Annotated in this window: 19 protein-coding genes; 8 read left to right on the top strand and 11 right to left on the bottom strand. The window is 42.7% G+C overall.

Translation table 11 applies throughout. The features are described 5' to 3' along the window. Positions 1 to 89 precede the first annotated feature (89 nt). From ACZ5B7_RS05820 to ACZ5B7_RS05810, 3 genes are read left to right on the top strand one after another with little or no spacing between them, the layout of a single operon-like run. A complete protein-coding gene (locus ACZ5B7_RS05820; protein ID WP_423801109.1) occupies positions 90 to 401 on the top strand; it encodes a hypothetical protein in 312 nt (103 codons plus the stop codon). 1 nt (position 402) lies between these two features. After that, positions 403 to 1,629 (top strand): glutathionylspermidine synthase family protein, encoded by a 1,227-nt coding sequence (locus ACZ5B7_RS05815; RefSeq protein ID WP_464493048.1) that lies wholly within the window; start codon positions 403 to 405, stop codon positions 1,627 to 1,629. Positions 1,630 to 1,635: 6 nt separating this feature from the next. Further along, the gene (locus ACZ5B7_RS05810) at positions 1,636 to 2,022 is read left to right on the top strand and encodes a DUF350 domain-containing protein (RefSeq protein WP_464493047.1); all 387 of its coding nucleotides are present in this window, start codon (positions 1,636 to 1,638) and stop codon (positions 2,020 to 2,022) included. A 34-nt stretch (positions 2,023 to 2,056) separates the two neighbouring features. On the opposite strand, the gene ACZ5B7_RS05805 is transcribed toward ACZ5B7_RS05810, so the two are convergent. The 5 genes from ACZ5B7_RS05805 to ACZ5B7_RS05785 all read right to left on the bottom strand — a co-directional run bounded on the left by ACZ5B7_RS05805 (position 2,057) and on the right by ACZ5B7_RS05785 (position 7,747). Then, the gene (locus ACZ5B7_RS05805; RefSeq protein WP_464493046.1) at positions 2,057 to 3,085 is read right to left on the bottom strand and encodes a potassium channel family protein; all 1,029 of its coding nucleotides are present in this window, start codon (positions 3,083 to 3,085) and stop codon (positions 2,057 to 2,059) included. Positions 3,086 to 3,639: 554 nt separating this feature from the next. Continuing rightward, entirely contained in the window at positions 3,640 to 5,136 is a 1,497-nt protein-coding gene (locus ACZ5B7_RS05800) for an amidase family protein (protein WP_464493045.1), read from the bottom strand. A 481-nt stretch (positions 5,137 to 5,617) separates the two neighbouring features. After that, complete coding sequence (locus ACZ5B7_RS05795; protein ID WP_464493044.1) at positions 5,618 to 6,361, bottom strand: C39 family peptidase; 744 nt, start codon at positions 6,359 to 6,361, stop codon at positions 5,618 to 5,620. A 161-nt stretch (positions 6,362 to 6,522) separates the two neighbouring features. Continuing rightward, entirely contained in the window at positions 6,523 to 6,969 is a 447-nt protein-coding gene (locus ACZ5B7_RS05790; RefSeq protein ID WP_378587250.1) for a threonine/serine exporter family protein, read from the bottom strand. A gap of 16 nt (positions 6,970 to 6,985) precedes the next feature. Then, the gene (locus tag ACZ5B7_RS05785) at positions 6,986 to 7,747 is read right to left on the bottom strand and encodes a threonine/serine exporter family protein (protein WP_464493043.1); all 762 of its coding nucleotides are present in this window, start codon (positions 7,745 to 7,747) and stop codon (positions 6,986 to 6,988) included. A gap of 186 nt (positions 7,748 to 7,933) precedes the next feature. On the opposite strand from ACZ5B7_RS05785, the gene ACZ5B7_RS05780 reads away from it, so the two are divergent. Together ACZ5B7_RS05780 and ACZ5B7_RS05775 are read left to right on the top strand one after the other, a co-directional pair. Further along, positions 7,934 to 10,009, top strand: a complete 2,076-nt coding sequence (locus ACZ5B7_RS05780; RefSeq protein WP_464493042.1) for a carbon starvation CstA family protein — start codon at positions 7,934 to 7,936, stop codon at positions 10,007 to 10,009. After that, positions 10,002 to 10,205, top strand: a complete 204-nt coding sequence (locus tag ACZ5B7_RS05775; protein WP_464493041.1) for a YbdD/YjiX family protein — start codon at positions 10,002 to 10,004, stop codon at positions 10,203 to 10,205. Before ACZ5B7_RS05780 ends, ACZ5B7_RS05775 begins: the two co-directional genes overlap by 8 nt. 51 nt (positions 10,206 to 10,256) lie before the next feature. Here ACZ5B7_RS05775 and ACZ5B7_RS05770 read toward each other — a convergent pair whose 3' ends face one another. The 5 genes from ACZ5B7_RS05770 to ACZ5B7_RS05750 all read right to left on the bottom strand — a co-directional run bounded on the left by ACZ5B7_RS05770 (position 10,257) and on the right by ACZ5B7_RS05750 (position 14,982). Continuing rightward, positions 10,257 to 11,987: an MFS transporter gene (locus ACZ5B7_RS05770; protein WP_464493040.1), complete on the bottom strand. Its 1,731-nt coding sequence runs from the start codon at positions 11,985 to 11,987 to the stop codon at positions 10,257 to 10,259. Position 11,988: 1 nt separating this feature from the next. After that, entirely contained in the window at positions 11,989 to 12,516 is a 528-nt protein-coding gene (locus tag ACZ5B7_RS05765) for a PadR family transcriptional regulator (protein ID WP_464493039.1), read from the bottom strand. Positions 12,517 to 12,693: 177 nt separating this feature from the next. Beyond that, positions 12,694 to 13,659, bottom strand: coding sequence for a ring-cleaving dioxygenase (locus ACZ5B7_RS05760; RefSeq protein WP_464493038.1), 966 nt, complete (start codon positions 13,657 to 13,659; stop codon positions 12,694 to 12,696). 277 nt (positions 13,660 to 13,936) lie between these two features. Further along, complete coding sequence (locus tag ACZ5B7_RS05755; protein WP_423801097.1) at positions 13,937 to 14,167, bottom strand: hypothetical protein; 231 nt, start codon at positions 14,165 to 14,167, stop codon at positions 13,937 to 13,939. Between the two features lie 71 nt (positions 14,168 to 14,238). Further along, a complete protein-coding gene (locus ACZ5B7_RS05750; protein ID WP_464493037.1) occupies positions 14,239 to 14,982 on the bottom strand; it encodes an alpha/beta hydrolase in 744 nt (247 codons plus the stop codon). Positions 14,983 to 15,202: 220 nt separating this feature from the next. Here ACZ5B7_RS05750 and gntK point away from each other — a divergent pair, with 220 nt between their 5' ends. Together gntK and ACZ5B7_RS05740 are read left to right on the top strand one after the other, a co-directional pair. Continuing rightward, positions 15,203 to 16,747 (top strand): gluconokinase, encoded by a 1,545-nt coding sequence (gntK, locus tag ACZ5B7_RS05745; RefSeq protein WP_464493036.1) that lies wholly within the window; start codon positions 15,203 to 15,205, stop codon positions 16,745 to 16,747. Positions 16,748 to 16,753: 6 nt separating this feature from the next. After that, on the top strand, positions 16,754 to 17,599 hold the full coding sequence (locus tag ACZ5B7_RS05740) for a MurR/RpiR family transcriptional regulator (RefSeq protein ID WP_464493035.1): 846 nt from the start codon (positions 16,754 to 16,756) through the stop codon (positions 17,597 to 17,599). 44 nt (positions 17,600 to 17,643) lie between these two features. Here the strand turns inward: ACZ5B7_RS05740 and ACZ5B7_RS05735 are convergent, their stop codons facing one another. Further along, the gene (locus tag ACZ5B7_RS05735) at positions 17,644 to 18,975 is read right to left on the bottom strand and encodes a GntT/GntP/DsdX family permease (RefSeq protein WP_464493034.1); all 1,332 of its coding nucleotides are present in this window, start codon (positions 18,973 to 18,975) and stop codon (positions 17,644 to 17,646) included. Positions 18,976 to 19,194: 219 nt separating this feature from the next. Between ACZ5B7_RS05735 and ACZ5B7_RS05730 the strand changes: the two genes are divergently transcribed. After that, positions 19,195 to 20,421 carry an MFS transporter gene (locus tag ACZ5B7_RS05730; protein ID WP_464493033.1) on the top strand — a complete coding sequence of 409 codons (1,227 nt, stop codon included), beginning with the start codon at positions 19,195 to 19,197 and terminating at the stop codon, positions 20,419 to 20,421. Positions 20,422 to 20,432: the final 11 nt, after the last annotated feature.

Below are 20,432 nucleotides of genomic sequence, written 5' to 3'. Positions count from 1 at the left end.
ATCTCTCCTTTTTTCTTTTACTTTTCCATTGTTTTCCTTAAAATTCATTTTATAATAAAATTACAAATTGAAAAAGGAGAGTGAGAAGTTTGAAGAAAACTAGATTGCTTATCACGGGCGTTCTTACTTCTCTAATGGCCGGAACGATCGCTGGCTGTTCCGACGACCTGCCGCCCCAGCCGGATGACAGTAGCTGCCGGGACTGGGATTGGGATGATGAGCAAGGTGTCTGGCAATGTGACGACACAGGTTCTAGCCATTATGGGCACTTTTTTTATGGCGGCAAATATTTCCGAAATAAATCTTCGCTTCTGAAATCCTCCTCCTATAAGTCCTATCATTCCTCTTCCAGCTTTAAAGGGGGCTTTGGCAGCGGAACGAAGGGCGGATTTGGAGGTTAGAATGGGGGATTATTCTACACGGCGCAGACAGTTTTATTCGCAATTCCCGTCGTTTTGGTCAGACTTATATGGCAGTGAATACAGTTTATTTCACACTTTCCCCATTTCAAGTACGACCTCTTTGCTGATTAGAGAAGCAACGGAGAGAATGGGCAGAGTCCTTTTTAAAACAGCAACACTTCTGCGGAGCCTTCCGGATGAGCAGCTCTTGCAGCTTGGATACCCGCTTGAGAGCCTTCCATTTTTACGATTGAAAAATCTTTTTCCTGAATCAGTAATTTCCCGGTTTGATTTTGCTGTAACAGAAACGGGTGTGAAGTTGCTGGAATTCAACAGTGACACGCCGACCTTTATTGTGGAATGCTTCCACATCAACGGGAAGGTCGGCAAGGAATTTGGCTTAGTCGACCCGAATCAGGGCGGGGAGCGGCTTCTTTCTTCAGGCATTACCAAAGCGGTATTAGAGGCTGCTGAGGGAAAAACCTCCCCTAATGTCGTTTTTACAGCCCATCAGGATCACATGGAAGATTGGCAGACCAGCGTTTATTTAAGCGAGCTTTGTCAGGTAAGAAATAAATTGGTTCCATTGGCTGACCTGCGGATTACAGATGGTGCTTTAGCGGATGCCGATGGGATCCCTATCGATGTACTATACCGGCAGACATACCCGCTTGAACATTTACTGGAGGACAGAGATCCAATCAGCGGCGCTCTAGTTGGCATTGAACTTCTACAGCTAGTAAAAGATGGAAAGCTGGCTGTAGTCAATCCTATTTCAGCTTTTTTGCTCCAGCCAAAATCGGTCCAATGCTTAATTTGGGGATTGGCTGAGCAAGGCGTTTTTTATTCTGTGGAAGAACTAGGCTGGATCAAGGAATATATGCTGCCAACCTATCTTGATCCGGATGCCTTTGTTGGCAAGGCACCCTATGTTGAAAAGCCGTCCTTTGGGCGGGAGGGGGACACAGTGACGATTTGGGATGCTCATGCTAGGGTTTATGAACAGAATGCATTTGCAACCTATAAGGATGAATTGTCAGTCTATCAATCTTATTGTTCGCTTCCGACTGTAACGCTTGAAACAGAAAAGGGGCAGGAAGAGCTTTCCTATGTTATTGGATCCTTCCTCATCGCTGGAAAACCAAGTGCGATTGGAATCCGCGCTGGAGGAAAAATTACCGGCAATGAGTCTTACTTTTTGCCAGTTGGAGTAAAAAAGGGGGAATAATGGATCATGACGGATTTTTTATTATATTTGGCGGTTTCGCTTGGTTTGTTGATTGTTGGGCTATTTCTTATGGAGGTCACAACCAAGGTTAAGGAATTTTCCTTAATAGCTAAAGGGAATAAGGCAGCGAGTTATGTTCTTGGCGGCAGACTGCTGGGCCTCGCGATTGTGCTGTATTCTACGGCAGCTAATTCGGTTTCTTTGGCGGATATGGCCATTTGGGGCGGAATTGGAATTTTAGCGCAGATTATTGTGTTTTATTTGGCGGAGTGGCTGACGCCCAGGTTTAATGTCAATCAAAGCATTGAGGACGATAACCAGGCAGTTGGACTTTTTTTGATGTTTTTGTCGGTTTCTATCGGCGTGATCATCGCCGGATGTTTAACTTATTAGGTAAAAAAAACGCATCTCCACCGGGATGCGTTTTTTATATCCTTTGATAAGTTTTTTTGTCGCAAATAACAAACAGTCTCGCTTCTTTTGGGATTGGGTCGTGCCATTTTTTGAGGATGTTTAAGTCATCCCGATCGGCAATCAGCTGGGCTCCTTTATTTTTCAAGGATTCGTAGGCCTCGCCGTATGTTTTCCATTCCGGTTTTAATTCTACCTCCCAAAGGTCGCTCCCAGCGTCCCCATCCCTTCTGCTTAATAATTGTGTAAAAAGATGGCTCGTACCCTTGGTTTGGGCGGATTTAGCCATAAGGTTGGATACAGATTGGTGTGAAAGAATGAACTCGTCTACTTTTACATGGTTGAAATTACCGACATGCCTTTCATTTAATATTTCTGCGATGGTGTAAATATTACTTTCTGTTCCTTCATCATAGCGTTCGATGGAGGAAGCCGTTAGGAGTGTTTTCCCGTCAGCTAAATCGGGATTGGTGATGCCGTCAGGAGCAAAAAGCAATACCGCTTTTGCTTTTTCGATTCTTGCCCTTTTGAGGGTCTCCTCATCGGTAGGGCTTCCTTGTATGTAGAGGAACCGTTCATGCTCATACGGCGTTTTCTCCAACTCGTCAATTAGTACAATTTCCGTTTTGGGCTCCGCTGCAAACAGCTCTTTAATCGTGTTTTTGCTTTTGGCTGTCCAGCCAACAATGACAAAATGATTTTCACCTTTGAAGGTCATCCTGCCTTCCTCCTTCATTTGCTTATACCTGGAAACACTGTCAATAATCATCCCGATGACGGTGCCGAAAAGCCCGATACCCAGCGTATAGACGATGACCATCGCCCAGGTCCGCCCCAACTGCGTCGTCGGGTAAATATCGCCGTATCCGACCGTTGTCATTGTGGTCAGAATCCACCAGACCGCGTGAAAGGTATTTTCAAAGGTTTTCGGCTCCAGCATTCTCATAATCTCTGCATTGATAAATATGTAAATGGTTGTGAAAAGGATGACGGTTCGATAGCGGTATTTGGATGCCGTTAGAAATAATCTTCGGAAGAAGATCATGAAGGGACACCTCCTTTGCAAGAATTTGTTTTTAAGTTTTAAAACGACCAAGGACTCCGCTTTTCATCCAGTTCAGGTGTTATGAACCCTTCATAACGACCGAAGACTCCATTTTTCAACCGGTTCGGGCGTTATAAACCTTTCATATCGACCGAAGACTCCGTTTTTCATCCGGTTCAGGCGTTATGAACCTTTCATATCGACCCAAGACTCCGTTTCTCATCCGGTTCGGGCGTTATAAACCTTTCATATCGACCGAAGACTCCGTTTTTCATCCGGTTCAGGCGTTATAAGCCTTTCATAACGACCGAAGACTCCGCCTTTCATCCGGTTCGGGTGTTATAAGCCTTTCATAACGACCGAAGACTCCACTTTTCATCCGGTTCGGGCGTTATAAGCCTTTCATAACGACCGAAGACTCCACTTTTCATCCGGTTCGGGCGTTATAAACCTTTCATAACGACCGAAGACCCCGCCTTTCATCCGGTTCGGGCGTTATAAGCCTTTCGTAACGACCGAAGACAGTTATGCCCGCCTCCTCCACCAAATCGAATTTAAAATAACGGATTCGATTGCACCGGGATCCATATTTCTGTTTGTTCAAGTTGTCCGGCTAGAGCATACAATAAATCTTCCCGTCCCCGGGCGGCCATGAATTGTACTCCGACCGGCAGTCCATCCGGGGTGAGATGCACCGGAACTGTCATCGCTGGCTGACCGGTTAAATTGGCAAGCTGTGTGAAAGGAGTTCTCTTCAGATTATTTTCCGCTACCTGTTCGACCGTGCCGACCTTCTTCAAAATACCGCTCAAGGATAGCTTCCCTGCAGCAGTCATCGCCAGTTTCTCTGAACTGGTTGGCTCAAGTTCTCCGATTTTTGCCGGAGGGAAAGCGGTCGTTGGCGTCATAAAGAAGTCGTATGTTTCATGAAATGTTTCCATAGCAATGGCCGCATTATCCCATTCGCGAATACTTAAAACTATCTCTTCAGCAGATGTGGCCTTTCCAACTAATCCTAAAATCCAAGTAGGCAGCTCCACATCGCTCATCTTCGCTTTCCGGCCAAGGACATCTTCTAGAGATGCCAATGTCGCAGCAACTTCCCCGAAATACATCGTTAAATAGCTTTTTGCAATTTTCCTGCCATCCACAGGCGCATCCATTTCGACCACATTATGACCCAATGATTCCAGCAGTCTGGCTGTTTTATAGACTGCCTCCTGACATTCCATATGGACCTCCGCCCCTAAGGGAGACTGGATCGAAAAAGCAATCGTTAATTTCTCTGCTGGTCCGCTCTGTACCTGTTGAAAGTAGGAGCCATCAAATGGCGGGGCATGAAAGGCAGCCGCTTTTTCGTAAATCTTAATTTCATCAAGCATCGCCGCACTATCTCTTACCGTTCTTGAGAGGATATGATCAACAGAAGCCCCCTGCCAGAGCCGGCCGTAAACAGGGCCGACCGGCGTCCTGCCTCTTGTAGGCTTCATTCCAAACAGTCCGCAATATGAACCCGGAATCCGAATCGATCCGCCGCCATCATTCGCGCCAGCAATCGGTACCATCCCAGTTGCAACCGCCGCTGCCGATCCGCCGCTCGAACCGCCTGGTGTATGCCCTAGATTCCATGGATTTCGGGTAGGGCCATAATACTTTGGCTCGGTAATGCCCATTAAGGCGAATTCCGGTACATTAGTCTGCCCGACAAATATGACGCCCGTCCTACGTACTTGCTTTACATAGGTGGAATCTGATTTTGCCCGGTAGCCCTGATACGCCTTAGAACCAGCCGTAATCTTCTCCCCTTCCACTTCTTGAGTAATATCCTTTAACAGCATTGGCACACCTGCAAAGGCCCCCTCTAAATCAACATTTTCCGCCTGTTTTTCGGCTTTTTCGTAAAATTTATTAATCACAGCGTTAAGCTTTGGGTTATATTCCTCAATAGCTTTGATGGCTTCCGAAAACACCTCGGTCGGTTTCACATCTTTCTTTTTTATCAACTCCGCCAATCCAAGTCCGTCATAATTCTTATAATGAAAGCCCTCCATCTGGTCCCCCCCTTTTTAAATAAATACTTCTATTTACTATTCAAATAATCCTTTTTATAGAAATGTTTAAAAAAAAGCGGAAACCGCGAAGTCATTTTTACATTACCTATTGACAAACTTCAACTAACCATGTATTATTAAATTTCTTGCTTTTCATTTGTATAACTTGAAATAAATAGAGGATACACAATGTAAGAATTTTACTGGCTTTTCACTCGTGTTTTTTTTGGAAAGACTTATTCACACTGGAACGGCCTCGGAGCCGTAAGGATGTTAGAGAGGTAGGGCTGGCATCGTTTAGGTTTATAAAACCTACTGGTGGAAATTGTACCGCGGCATATTTAATTAAGAAATATTTAAATTTTTACATGAAGGCAGCATAATGAACTTGCAGCAATTCAAGTTACGATAAATCCTAAAATAAGGAAAGCATTAGAAGGCAGGGGAGCTATTCCTCTGCCTTCGTCCAATTTTCGGGAAACTATTGGATCACTATTGCTTGTTTGCCCATTTGCTCCCAGGCCTTGATGAAGTTTTCTCGGTCCAATTTTTTGTTCTTTGTACCGTATGGGTCATTGACATAGATGTGGGACTGGTCATAACCAGTAATCACCACACTGTGTTCACTGAAGGTGATGTCGATTTTTCCCTCTGGGGTATTCCAGGTTTGAAATACGTTTACCGGAGCAAAGCTTGTAGTCGTGATAATCCAAACTGGATGTCCTTGGTTTACTTTTTTCAACAGGTCTGAAAATGGACTACCCGTTAAATTTATGGCACGGTTCCCTGCATATTTTTGAGCAAGCTCGTAAACGGGGCCATTGTACACCCCAAGTCCCGGCCCATGTGCCATATCTCCAACAAATCCGGTATTTGGATTTCCTTTAAGACCATTACTATAGCTAAACGGAACTGTTTTAATATTTTCAGCAAGCTCGTTTTTCGTCACTTTGATTCCATGATACTGCATTACCATCGCAAGGCTTGTCACTTCACAGCCATTGTAAAGCAGCGGCTTATCCATTTGATTAATCAATGGGACATCGAGCAGCTTGCTCTCAGGCAAAATAGGACTATCTTTTTGAAGCGCTATCTGTCGTGTTTTTAGAGGCGGGGCTTCCAAAACGGATTCTGTTGCCGATCTTATCGCTTGAACTCCGATGATGGTTTTTGTACCAAAGAGAGTCGCTATGATAACAATAAGCACAATAATCGTTTTCTTCATATTTGATAAATACCTTTCCTGTTAACAATTAAATACAGTACTAATATACTAATATATTACTATACCAAACATTAAAAGAACCTAAAAGAGGAAAAGTTTCCAAATGAAATCCAGAGGCTGTTCCATGTATAAAGATGAAAGAACAGCCCCTTAGAAAAAATTTATATTTTTAACTTTCTTTCATTGATTTTCCGAATTACTTGATTGATCACTTCTGAGAAAACTAACCCAAAGGCGATAGTTCCCGCAAGCATCAAAACCTGAGCAGCAGAACCAAGTGCAGTGTTATAATTCTCTTCCACAAAATTTCTCATGGCATTATAAGCGAGTCCCCCTGGAACTAATGGAATAATTCCAGCAACGCTAAAAATAATCACAGGGGTTTTGTATAATTTTGCCAATTCCTGACTTAGCACAGCTATAAAGACCGTCGCCAGTAATGTTCCTAATACAGGATCATCATAATATCCTTCTACAAGATAATAAACCAGCCAGCCTCCTGCACCAATCAACCCGCATTTCACCAAGGTATTCCTCGGTGCATTAAAAAGGATGCCAAATGCCCCTGTTGCAATAAAGCTGGTTATGACCTGAGCTAAAATATCCACTTTTCCAAGACCTCACTCACAAGAATTTCAGTATTACCGCAATTCCAGCCCCAATGGCAAAGGCTGTCAGAAACGCTTCGGCACCTTTTGACAGTCCAGAAACAAGGTGGCCTGCCATTAAGTCTCTAATGGCGTTGGTTACTAATAGACCGGGTACTAACGGCATGACCGATCCAATAATGATTTTATCCAGCTGATGGCCCACCCCGACGATTACAAAAAGCAAAGAAAGCAGCCCAATCACAAATGCCGCCAAAAACTCGGAGAAAAACTTGATCGGTACAAAGCGATGGAAATAAACAAAGCTTAAATATCCCGCACCTCCAGCAATCATTGAAGGCAAAAAATCATTCCATTCACCCTTAAACATAATCATAAAACAGCCGCTTGCCAAGGAGGCTGCCGCGACCTGTAACCTAAATGGGAAGGAAAGGTCCTTGGCTTCAATTTCCGTTAGCTGTTTCATCGCTTCTTTACTATCCAGATCACCGCTTGATATTTTTCGTGAAATACTATTCACGATAGCAACCTTCTCTAGATCTGTCGAACGCTCTGAAATTCTAATCAACTTGGTTTTTGTCGGTTCCGACCCTTCGGCGGAAAATATAATGCCCGTCGGCGTAACATAGCTATGTGACTTTTCAATCCCGAACGAGGCTGCCATCCGCATCATCGTATCTTCCACCCGATACGTCTCCCCTCCGCTCTGCAGCATAATTTTCCCCGCCAGAAGACAAACCTCCATAATTTCATACGTTCGTTCTGCTTCATTTTTCATCTATATCTCACCACGTCAATTTCAACATTTGATAAATAGTTTAATTCAAAAACCTGTTATAAGGCAATTTCTAGTCAGTTTATCAAAATTTCGGGAAATTTGTCAAAATTCACAAAAAATTCGCTTGAATTCAGAAAATAATAAAATATAATAATATTATTCTAAATAGGAAAGGTGTGAATTTTTGTGAAAGCGTTTAAATCCATTATTATCTGGGGAGTCATTGCCGCCCTCGGTGCAGCAGGTTTTGCCGTGATGGCCTTAAACAGGGGTGAAAGCATCAGTGCGATTTGGCTGTTAACAGCCGCTATCTGCGTATATGCCATTGCTTACCGTTTTTACAGCAAGTTTATCGCAGAAAAAGTCTTTCAGTTAAACGATAAAAGGAAAACCCCTGCCGAAATTCATAACGACGGAAAAGATTTTGTTCCGACAAACAAATGGGTTTTATTTGGCCACCATTTCGCCGCTATTGCCGGTGCAGGACCATTAGTTGGTCCCATTCTCGCAGCTCAAATGGGATATTTGCCTGGAACACTTTGGATTGTCGTTGGTGTTGTTTTGGCTGGTGCTGTTCAGGATTTTGTTATTCTTTTCGCTTCCATGCGCCGCAACGGTAAATCACTCGGAGAGATGATTAAAGAAGAGATGGGCAAGGTTACAGGCGTCATTGCGATGATCGGGATTTTAGGAATCATGGTTATTTTATTAGCAGTTTTAGCCCTTGTCGTCGTAAAAGCACTTGTAGGAAGTCCGTGGGGAATGTTCACGATCGCAGCAACGATTCCGATTGCGTTATTAATGGGAATTTACATGCGCTTCATCCGCCCTGGCCGCGTTGGCGAAGCATCCATTATCGGTATTGTTTTACTTTTACTTGCCTTAGTTTTTGGACAGACAGTTGCCGAAACCCCAACTTTAGCAGCCATGTTCACGTTCAAAGGCGAAGCGATTGCCATTATGATGATTATTTATGGCTTTATTGCATCTGTGCTGCCTGTTTGGCTGCTGCTCGCACCACGCGATTACTTAAGTACGTTCTTAAAAGTGGGTACCATTATGGGACTTGCCATCGGTATTGTCGTAGTTGCTCCACACCTAGAAATGCCTGGTGTAACGAAGTTTATTGATGGTACGGGTCCAGTATTTGCAGGAAACCTCTTCCCGTTCTTATTCATAACTATTGCCTGCGGTTCTGTTTCCGGTTTCCATGCTCTCGTTTCATCCGGTACAACACCTAAAATGATTGAAACAGAATCTCATGCCCGCCCAATCGGCTATGGTGCGATGCTAACAGAATCGTTTGTTGCCGTCATGGCAATGATTGCTGCCTGCGTGCTGCATCCCGGTGTGTATTTTGCGATTAACAGCCCTGCTGCCTTAATTGGAACTGACGTTACCCAAGCTGCTTCTGTTGTATCCAGCTGGGGCTTTACGGTCACTCCTCAAGATTTAGCGAATTATGCCAAGGATGTAGGGGAAGCTTCGATTCTCTCCAGAACCGGCGGTGCCCCAACCCTAGCGATTGGTATGGCGGTTATTTTCTCAAAAGTTATTGGCGGAAAGGCGTTAATGGCATTCTGGTACCATTTCGCGATTCTTTTCGAAGCGTTGTTCATCTTAACAACTATTGACGCCGGTACTCGTGTCGGCCGCTTTATGATCCAGGATATTTTAGGAACCGTTTATAAGCCATTTGCGAAAACTGACGCGCTGGTTCCAAACCTTATTGCAACTGCATTATGCGTTCTATTCTGGGGTTACTTCCTGTATCAAGGCGTTATTGACCCGCTTGGCGGTATTAATACACTATGGCCGCTTTTCGGTATTGCCAACCAAATGCTGGCTGGAATCGCCCTGCTCTTTGGAACTACGATTCTCTTTAAAATGGGCAAAAAAGCGTATGCCTGGGTTACCTTGCTGCCGACCGCTTGGCTATTAATTGTTACGCTAACAGCAGGCTGGCAAAAGCTATTCCATGAAAATCCAAAGATCGGCTTCCTTGCTCATGCCAAAATATTCAAAGAATCGAATGATGCCGGCAAGGTTCTTGCACCAGCGACTTCTCCAGCACAAATGAATCAAGTACTGATTAATGATTACGTGGATGCCACACTAACAGGCATTTTCATGGTTGTTGTCATTTTGGTATTAATCGCTGCCATTCGAATTTGGCTTCAGGTTTTAAACGGCAAAAAATTAACGGTACACGAAGAACCATTTATTCCGCGTACCGAAGGGGATATGAAGAAATATGCTTAATCGCTTGAGAAAGCTCAACGCCTACCGTAAGCAATTTATTAGTTTACTGGTTGGAGTTCCAAGCTATGAAACATATGTAGCGCATATGGAATCGCACCATCCCGGTGAGCCTATTAAAACACGGAAAGAATTCTTTTGTGAGGCTCAGGATGCACGTTACAATGCGAAGGACGGTAAAGTTTCACGCTGCTGTTAAAACAGAAAAAACAGCCTAAGACCCAAGGACGGGTTTTTAGGCTGTTTTTTATTAATTGGCTGCAGGTGATTTCGCCATTTGGACAATCCGCTTATTTTTTCTTTCTCTAAAAATCAATCCAGTTAATACACAAAGGAATACAAACGGAATACTTGTTTTATAAAGCTCTGCGAAACTAGCCGAGATTCTTTTTTCAGCAAAATCTCCTACTTGTTTGGAATAGCCTTTAACCAAAATACCTGTTTTAACAATTTCCTCATCCACTTGCTTTTCCACTTGCTTATAAATTTGATCTTTGGCCGCGCTTCTTTGGTTTTCAGGAATAGAGGCTAATACTTTTGCAGCGTTGTCATCAATAATTTGCTGGCGCTCCGCTTTTGTGATGAAGTCTGAATCAGCTTTCTTCGTTTGTTTTTCATTGTTGATCGATTTTTTTGTTTCCGATAAAATCTGGGCTTTAACGGTTTCCGGCACATTCAGTTTTTCAAGTTTTTGCTGTGCATAATGCATAACATCCTGTTTTTTATCATGAATATTGTTCGTCAACCCGGCCACAAAAATTGCTACAGCTAAAACAACTCCCACCTGACGCAGCATCGAAAAAACACTCTGAGATGCCGTCAGCATTTCCCCTTCAAACGAAGACGTGCTGGCAATAGTTGCGGAAGAAATCACGAAGCTAAATCCCAGCCCGAGCAAACTGCAAAGCAGAATAATCTCCTTTGATGTGCTGTGAAGATTTAAGTTATGCAATAAATAATATGCCGTTCCCATAATGGCAAAGCCAATCATGACAGGAATCGTGTAACCAATTTTTTTTGTTAGCAAACCTGCAAAGTTGGAAAATACAAAGATGGCGGCGGATACAGGTGTGACGAGGAGTGCGGCTTGGAGCTCTGTCTTGTGCTGGAAGTTGGTTAAAAACTGTGGAAGCAGGACCATGACACCAATAAGGAAGATGAACCCTATAGTCACAATCACAACTGAACCTGTAAATAAACGGTCTCTAAAAAGATTTAAATTAACCATCGGCGCTTTTGATTTTTTCTCTGCAATAATAAAAAGTACAATGGATGCGGCTGTTAAAAGATAACAAATAATCGCCTGGCTGCTGTCCCAGCCCCAATTGTTCCCTTTGATTAGGACTAGATTTAGCGGGAATATGGCAGAAACCGAGAAGATTAGGCCGAACCAATCGATGGATGATTTTACTCTGTTTTCGTTTTTTAACGTTAAGATCATAAGAGAAGCGGCTATAGCAAGTAAACAAATCGGTACATTGACATAAAAGACCCAGTGCCAGCTAAGCTTTTCCGTGATAATCCCGCCGACTGTGGGACCGAGAGCAGTTGATAATCCTTGTGTTGCCCCAAGAAGCGTCAATGGCAGCACCCTTTTTTCAATCGGCATCGCAGCAATCCCAATCACCATGCTGCAAGGAATTAGGATAGCGGCCCCCAAGCTTTGGATGAACCTTGCGGCAATTAAGAATTCTCCGCTGTATGCCAGGCCGCATAAAGCCGAGCCAAATCCGAAAATAAACAACCCGACAATAAAAAATTTATTTCGTCCAAACATTTCAGCAAACCTTGCCAACGGAATCGCTAAAACTGCAATCGTCATCGTGTATACATTCAGCATCCAAGAGCTCGTTTCCAGCGATGTGTGCAGACTGTCCTGGATTGCCGGCAGCGTAATATTCATAATCGTTGAATCAAGCATACAAACAAATACCCCTACGCACATTAACAGTACTACCTTCATTCCGCCCGTCCCTTTCATGCTATTGCTCCCCTTTATCATTCAACTTTTTTAATTCTTCATCAATCATGTTCACAACCATTTCTGCCTGCCGAATACCAAACTGAAGAGTAAACCGCTTGTAGCGCTCCATGTCTGAACCGCACATTTCATCGATTCTGGTAAGATTGTCATACATCGCCTGGTTCTTTTCTCGTTCCTCCTCAAGCCACTCGATGATCTTTTCCTTGGTGGTAAACCGCCCGAAAAAAATACGGATTAGGATATCTGATCTAGTCACAGTTGGGTTTATTGGACTGTTAAGGTATTGCTGGAATTGTTCCCGGCCTGCATCAGTAATCGCAAATAAGTTCTTGTTTGGCTTCCCCTCCTGCTGAATGACCTGTTTTTCCACCAGTCCCTCTTTTTCCATTTTTCTTAATGCTGGGTAGATAGCACCGAACGATGCATCAAAAAAGTATGAAACGGAATTCTCCATCATTTGCTTTATATCGTAGCCGCTCATTGGCTCCTCATATAGAAAACCTAGAATGACATCTTGCATGTTCATATATTGTTCACCTCAATATTATTTATGTTTATATTATCAACATTAATATGTTTAGTGTCAATATATAAATTGGATATTTTTTCAAATCTTTTTAAAATACTGCTTCATAAATTAAAAAAAGCCAATCGAATCCTAATCGATTGGCTCCCATCTTGGGCTGAAGTAATTACACAAAGTTTAATTTAGGTCTAGCGGCCGCAGCTTTTCTTCTATCTCTTTTCGGCGATGCTCTAAAAATGGCGGTAATGCCAGCTTTTGACCCATTGTTTCCATCGGTTCGTCTGTTGCAAAGCCTGGGTCATCTGTTGATAATTCAAACAAAATGCCATTTGGCTCTCTGAAATATAATGCTTTAAAATAATAACGTTCTACTTTTCCTGAGTTCGGCAAACGATAATCCTTCAAACGTTGTGCCCATTGATTATATTCTTCTTCATTTGGAACACGGAAAGCAACATGATGAACTCCCCCACGTCCTAATCGAGCTTTTGGCAAATCGGGCCTTCTTTCAATATGCACTTCTGCGCCGCTGCCCCCTTCACCTGTTGCATAAACCAATATTTCAGGAAAATCCCCTTCAAGTGATGGGTATGATCCCACATATAGAAATCCCATGACTTCAGTAAGCACACCAATGGTAGGTTCTGCCATTCCAACAGTGAGGGTAACAGGTCCTAAACCTATTATGGCATGTTCTTTTGGAATATCTTCCCGTACCCAAGGAACCCCCGGCCTAACACCTTCACCGTTGTCGGCGACCAGTATTAAACGTGTCCCATCGAAATCTTTGAAGGCTAATGTATCACGATTTGCTCTTTTTTCAATTTCATCATGTTGAACACCAGCCTGTTTCAATCGTTCCTTCCAAAACAATAAAGAATTAGTAGTCGGAACTCTTAAGGATACAGTGGAAATATCTGAAGTTCCCCTGTATGAACTTCCAAGATTAGGAATGTCAAAGAAGGTTACCTCAGTACCGGGATTTCCTTCTGCATCCGCATAGAAGAGATGATATGACGATGTATCATCTTGGTTTACTGTTTTCTTTACCAATCTCATTCCTAAGATTTTTGTATAAAACTCATAATTTCTTTCTGCTTTTCCGGTCAAAATCGATACATGATGTAACCCTAAAAGTTTCATTTCTTTCACTCCTTACATTCTTATTTTTTCAAAATCGGTTAGAATAAATGTAATTATCTCGAATTCAAGATATTATTTCAAAAAATAACCTTCAATTACCCTAAACAGGATATCTTGAAGTTGAGATAATAGTAACCCTTTTACATTTATATGTCAATAGACTTTCTATTAGCGACTAAATGAAAACAAACTCCCACTTGGTTTACGAAAGCGAGAGTTTTTATTCCTACCAACATAACTCCAGGCCATCCATTCCTGGTGGCTTTGTCGTTAAAATCTACTCCCCAATATTGTTCTCAAACCATTCCTGCAACTCTTGTAATGAGGTAAAAGAGAAGATTTCTTCTCCATTCTGACCATTATCAAAACCGGTGTTTCCCCTTAAGGTAATCTTCCCTTCATCCTCTGAAATCAGAATCGCATAGGGATGATTCACATTTATGTACCTGGCATCCAAATCATTATCAATCCAGTTCTTACTTCGTAAAAAAGTTTCACAATGGTTCACTAATCATCACTCCTTCACTAAATATTGTTCCAAAAATGCAAAAAAAAAAAGAGACAAAAAAATTGTCTCCATTAAAGATTTTTTTCGATAAATTCTAATGTTTTTTCGATAATTACCTGCTGGTCGTTATCAAGTGTGGCCACATGGTAGCTGTCTTTCAACCGATGAAGTTCTTTAACCTCTGAGCGAATGTCATCATAAATGATTTGCGAGTTATCCGGCGGGACGACATGGTCTTCATCAGATACAAAAATTAATACCGGGCAGGAAATTTTGTGAAGGTCTGCTTTTACCTCATCCATAAAGGTCAAGATTTCCTTCACAGATTGAACCGGTGTTTTTTCATAGGCAAGTTCCACGACACCCGGCTTCTTAATATCTGAACCGATCGCATCTAAATAACGCACATCTTCTAATTGGCGGACTGGTAACATGGCCGGAATATCAACAGCCGCATTAATAGGGATAATCGCGCGAATTTCTGGATGGGTTTCAGCCATATACAAGGTTAATGTTCCGCCCATTGATAAACCAGTCACAAAAATCGTGTCACAGCATTCCTGCAGCCACTGGTAAGCTTCCTCTACCGAAGTAATCCAATCTTGATATGTAGTTTGCTCCATATCTTCATAATGTGTTCCGTGCCCTTTTAAACGCGGCCCGCAAACCGTGTAGCCTGCTTTGGCATAAGCCTCCCCAAGCGGGCGCATGCTTTGGGTGGACCCCGTAAAACCATGTGAGACCAAGATACCGACACGATTTCCTTCAAAATAAAACGGTTCAGCACCTTCTAGAACTGGATATTTTTCAGACATGAACTTCCCTCCCATAATAATTTGCATATACGTTTAAAATATTCGCTGCATACACCTTTTTCCCTTTCTTTTTTAAAACTATCTAATAATCTCTTTATGTATGTTTAACAATAGTTATAGGACAAATTGTAGTGTGCAGGAATATTTTTTCTTATATAATGATACTGGAGTAAAAATTTTTTGAACTATACAATAACGCTTCATAAAGGAGATTAACCCAATGACTAGAACGTCTTACTATCTCGGTGTTGATATTGGTACCACAAGTACAAAGTCAGTTCTTTTTGCAGAAAAAGGTAAAGTTATCAGCATGCATCATGTTGAATACCCTTTATACAGCCCTGCCCCGTCCATTGCAGAACAGGATCCGGAGGAAATTTTCCATGCTGTCCTAGAAACGATGAAAGTAGCTATCAAAAAGGGCGAAATCAATTTGGAACAGCTTAAGCTTGTTTCCTTTAGTTCCGCCATGCACAGCCTTATCGCCATGGATGATAACGGTAAACCAATTACCCGCTGCATTACGTGGGCAGATAGCCGCGCTACAGTAACAGCTGAAAAAATTAAAAACGAATTGAATGGTCTTGCCATTTATCGTAGAACCGGAACACCGATTCATCCGATGTCACCGCTTGCCAAAATTACTTGGCTAAAAGAGGATCATCCTGAAATCTTTAGCAAAACCAGCAAATTTATCGGTATTAAAGAGTACATATTCTTTAAGCTATTTAATCGTTATGTGATGGATTATTCCATCGCCTCTGCAACAGGGCTGTTTAACCTCGAACAGCTTAATTGGGATGCAGAAGCATTAAGTGTTGCCGGTATTACCACTGAACAATTGCCTGAACCAGTTTCAACAAAGTTTTATTTAACCGGCTTAAAAAATGAATTTGTCGAGGAGCTTGGAATATCAGGGAACACTCCATTTGTAGTCGGAGCAAGTGACGGTGTTCTTTCCAATCTCGGCGTCAATGCCATTGACCCAGGAGTAATGGCTGTCACGATCGGCACCAGCGGCGCGATTCGGACTGTAACGGACAAACCAGTGACTGATCCAAAAGGGAGAATTTTCTGTTATGCGTTAACTGAAAATCATTGGGTTGTCGGCGGTCCAGTCAATAACGGTGGGATGACCTTCCGCTGGGTTCGCGATCAGCTTGCCTGGTCGGAGGTTGAAACAGCAAAACGACTTGGCATCGACCCTTACGATGTCTTAACAAAAATTGCCGACAAGGTCACACCTGGTGCAGAGGGGCTCATTTTCCATCCGTATTTGGCGGGTGAACGTGCACCTTTATGGAATGCCAATGCCCGAGGTTCGTTTTTTGGACTTGGCCTTCATCACAAAAAAGAGCATATGATTCGTTCTGTCCTTGAAGGTGTCATTCTAAATTTATATACGGTTATGCTCGCCCTTCAGGAAATGATTGGCGTACCGCAAAAAATCCAGGCAACAGGCGGGTTTGCCCGGTCAGCATTGTGGAGACAAATGATGGCGGATATTTTCAACCAGGAAGTTGTTGTGCCGGAAAGCTTTGAAAGTTCCTGCCTAGGTGCTGTTGTCCTTGGAATGTATGCACTTGGGGAAATTGAGGATTTCTCGATTATGTCAGAATTGGTCGGTTCCACCCATGCTCACCAGCCAATTGAGGAAAATGTGGCCATTTATGAGGACCTAATCCCGATTTATATCCGCCTATCACGGTTATTAAGCGAAGAATACGGTGCCATCAGCAGCTTCCAGCAAAAATGGGTGAGGTAATCACCAATGTCGCAAAACTGTCTAGGAAAAATTCGTTCTTATTACGCAAGGCTTAGTGAAAAAGAAAAAAAGATTGCTGACTACATCTTGGACAGTCCCGAAAAAATCATTCATAACACCATAAACGAAGTGGCAGAGGATTTGAATGTCGCCGATGCCACTGTTTTTCGGTTTTGCAAAAGGATTGGTTTCAAGGGGTACCAGGCAATGAAAATTGCCCTCGCTTCTGAAATATTTGAACCTATTCAACAGATTCATGAAGAAATTAAGGAAGATGATACGGAGAAGACAGTAGCGGTGAAAATTTTTCAGTCAAATATCAGAGCATTGGAAAACACCTTGCAGATTCTCGATGGGCCTTCTATTCAAAAGGCAGTTGATTTATTATTGCAGGCTGACCGGGTTGAGTTCTATGGAACGGGCGGCTCAAATGTAATCGCCATGGATGCTTTCCACAAGTTTGTCCGGACAGGGATTAAAGCATTTGCCTTTATCGATTCCCATTTCCAGCTTATGTCGGCTTCCCAGCTCGGCGAAAAAGATGTGGCTGTGGTGATTTCTCATTCGGGAACAAACAAAGACACCATCAATATTTTAAGAACAGCGCAAAAAAATGGCGCCAAAACAATCGGTATTACAAGCTATCCAAAATCACCAATTGGACAAAACGTGGATGTTGCTCTTTTTACAAGCTCTGAAGAGACCGAATACCGCTCCGAAGCACTGTCTTCGAGAATCGGCCAATTAAGCCTGATAGATGCTATTTATGTTAACATGATGATCCGCAATAAGGACAAGGCCAAAAACTCACTTGATAAAGTTAGGGAAGCCATTTCTAATACACGAATGTAAATCTAAATGAGGATGCCTTTTTGAGGCATCCTCTGCTTTTTTACTTAGACAAGCATATTCACTATAAGTGCCCCAATAAAGGCGACAAAGGAAAGAATGGTTTCGAGTACCGTCCACGTTTTAAAGGTTTCTTCAAGAGTCAGTCCCAAGTATTCTTTAACCATCCAGAACCCGGCGTCATTGACGTGTGAGAACATTAACGAGCCTGCGCCTGTTGCAATAACCAGCAATTCTAAATTGACTCCGGACATTCCGGCCACAATGGGAGCAACGATTCCAGCGGCAGTCGTTAATGCCACTGTTGCAGAGCCTGTTGCAATCCGGATTAACCCTGCAATCAAGAACGCCAGCACAAGTGGTGATATGTTTAAATTTTGAGACATATCAGCAATGACCTTCGCCACACCGCTATCAATCAGAATTTGCTTAAAACCGCCGCCTGCACCAATGATTAAAATAATTGAACCGACTGGTATAATACATTCTTCCACGAGTTTCTTAATTGAGTTCCTATCCATTCCATGACGGAAGCCAAGGAAATAAAAAGCTAAGAAACAAGAAATTAACAGAGCGATGACTGGGCTGCCGATAAAGGTTAACACTTTTTGCGCACCAGCTGAAAGATGCAAATATGGTGCCGCTGTTCCTAATATCATTAATATGACTGGCATTAAGATCGATAGGAAGGAAACACCAACACTTGGTACCGACTTTTTATCGGCTTGATCGTCGATTTTCACCAACGTTGGTTCGCCGGTCGGGATAACCCGTTTGTTAATCATCCATGCAAATAACGGCCCGCCAATTATACCTGTAGGAATCGCAATAATTAAAGAGTACAGCAATACTTTTCCAAGATTAGCCCCATAAATTCCGATTGCCGCAATCGCCCCGGGATGCGGCGGGACAAGACCGTGTGTGATGGACAAACCAGCAATAGCCGGCAGACCAACTAATAAAATATTTTGTTTAGACGCTTTTTGGATGGAAATAACCAGCGGTAACAGAATTAAAATTCCCACTTCAAAAAATACGGGAATACCGATAATAAAGCCTGAGAAAAACATCGCCCATGGCAGCTTCTTTTCGCCAAATGCCCTAATAAAGAAATTGGCAATTTGCAATCCTGCCCCTGATTCAGCAAGCATTTTACCTAAAATTGTACCTAGTGCCAAAATGCCTACTAAATGTCCTAAGACTGCGCCGACCCCTGTTTCATAGGAACCGACAATCTTGTCCCAGCCCATTCCGGAAAAAATCGCCAAGAATAGTGCTGCGACCATTAAACTAATAAATGCATGCCACTTAAACCAAGAAACTCCTAAAATGACAATGATAATTGCCAGCAGTGTGATGAGTAACAAATATGCATCCATTATAACTGCCACCCTTCTGTAATGTAAAAAAGCTTATAAATGATTTGAAACCATTTTCACGCCTATTTGCTATATTTCTCCTTATTGTTCTTCAACGAGTACGAGCTTATACAAATAGCCAATCCGTCAAACCATAAATGTAAATAAAATTTCCTATTTAAATTTTTCTGAAATTTCGGTAAAATAATATTTAGAGAATCGAAATAAATACAGAAAGAAGTGTTATCTAACTTGAAACAACAGGACCAGGCAAAACGAAATTTGGCCATCATGTGGTTCGCCAACTTTTTTGTAGCTGGAAGCATGACAATGGTTCTGCCGTTTATCTCCCTGTACATCGAGTCACTTGGTGATTTTTCAGAGAAATACGTCCAGCATTGGTCAGGTTTAACATTCGGTATTACATTTGTGTCCGCCTTCCTCTTTTCACCGATTTGGGGCCGGATCGGCGACCGTTATGGCAGAAGAAAAATCCTGATCATTTCCGGAATGGGAATGGCTTTTTCAATCCTGTTAATTGGGTTTGCCCAATCGGTTTGGCAGCTTTTCATGCTCCGCTTTTTTATGGGCTTCTTCTCAGGATTTATTCCAATGTCACAGGCACTTATCTCCACACAAACGCCGAAGGAAATTGCCGGCCGTGTCCTCGGCACCCTGCAAACAGGAAGTATTACGGGTTCCTTATTAGGCCCGATGCTTGGCGGGGTTCTCGCTGACACCTTTGGCTATGCAGACACCTTTAAGTGGACCTCCGTCACGATTTTCCTTTCCGCCCTGCTTGTGCTAGCAGTAAAAGAAGTTCGAATAGAAGTAAAAAAGGGAGTGAAGTCCCACTATTCAAGCAAAGAAGTTGTCCAGCATATTATCCGTAATCCGGTCATGCTGACTGTTCTGCTCATCTCAGCCCTTGTACAAATCGCCCATTTTAGTATTCAGCCAATCCTATCACTATTTGTAGGCGAGCTGCATGGCCCTAAAAATATCGCCTTTTATTCAGGAATTGCTTTTTCTGCTGCTGGTTTAGGGAATTTATTGATGTCCAGAAGATGGGGAAATATTGCTGACCGGCACGGTTATATTAAGGTTTTGGTGATTCTTCTTTTCCTAGCGGGAATTATTTACTTACCTGGGGCCGCGGTTACAAATCTTTGGCAGCTAGTCATCATTCGGTTTGTTCTAGGGGTTGCCATCGGGGGAATTATTCCGGTGCGAATTGCTTATATCCGCCAGGAGGCACCTCTTGCCATGCAAGGTGAGGTTCTTGGCTATAACAACAGTCTGAGGTTTCTTGGAAACATCATTGGCCCAATGCTCGGCGGCTTTATTTCAGGATATCTTGGTTTTTCGGCTGTATTTATCAGTACCAGCGCGTTATTAATCATTAGCGGTGTAATTTTGTTGGTATCTATGTATAAGCATCCAAAGCTGGCAAAGCACACAGCATAGAGGGTGAGCAA

Source organism: Neobacillus sp. S1115 (assembly GCF_055385565.1).
The sequence above is the reverse complement of the archived record's forward strand: the minus strand, read 5'-3'. Positions and strand labels throughout refer to the sequence as shown.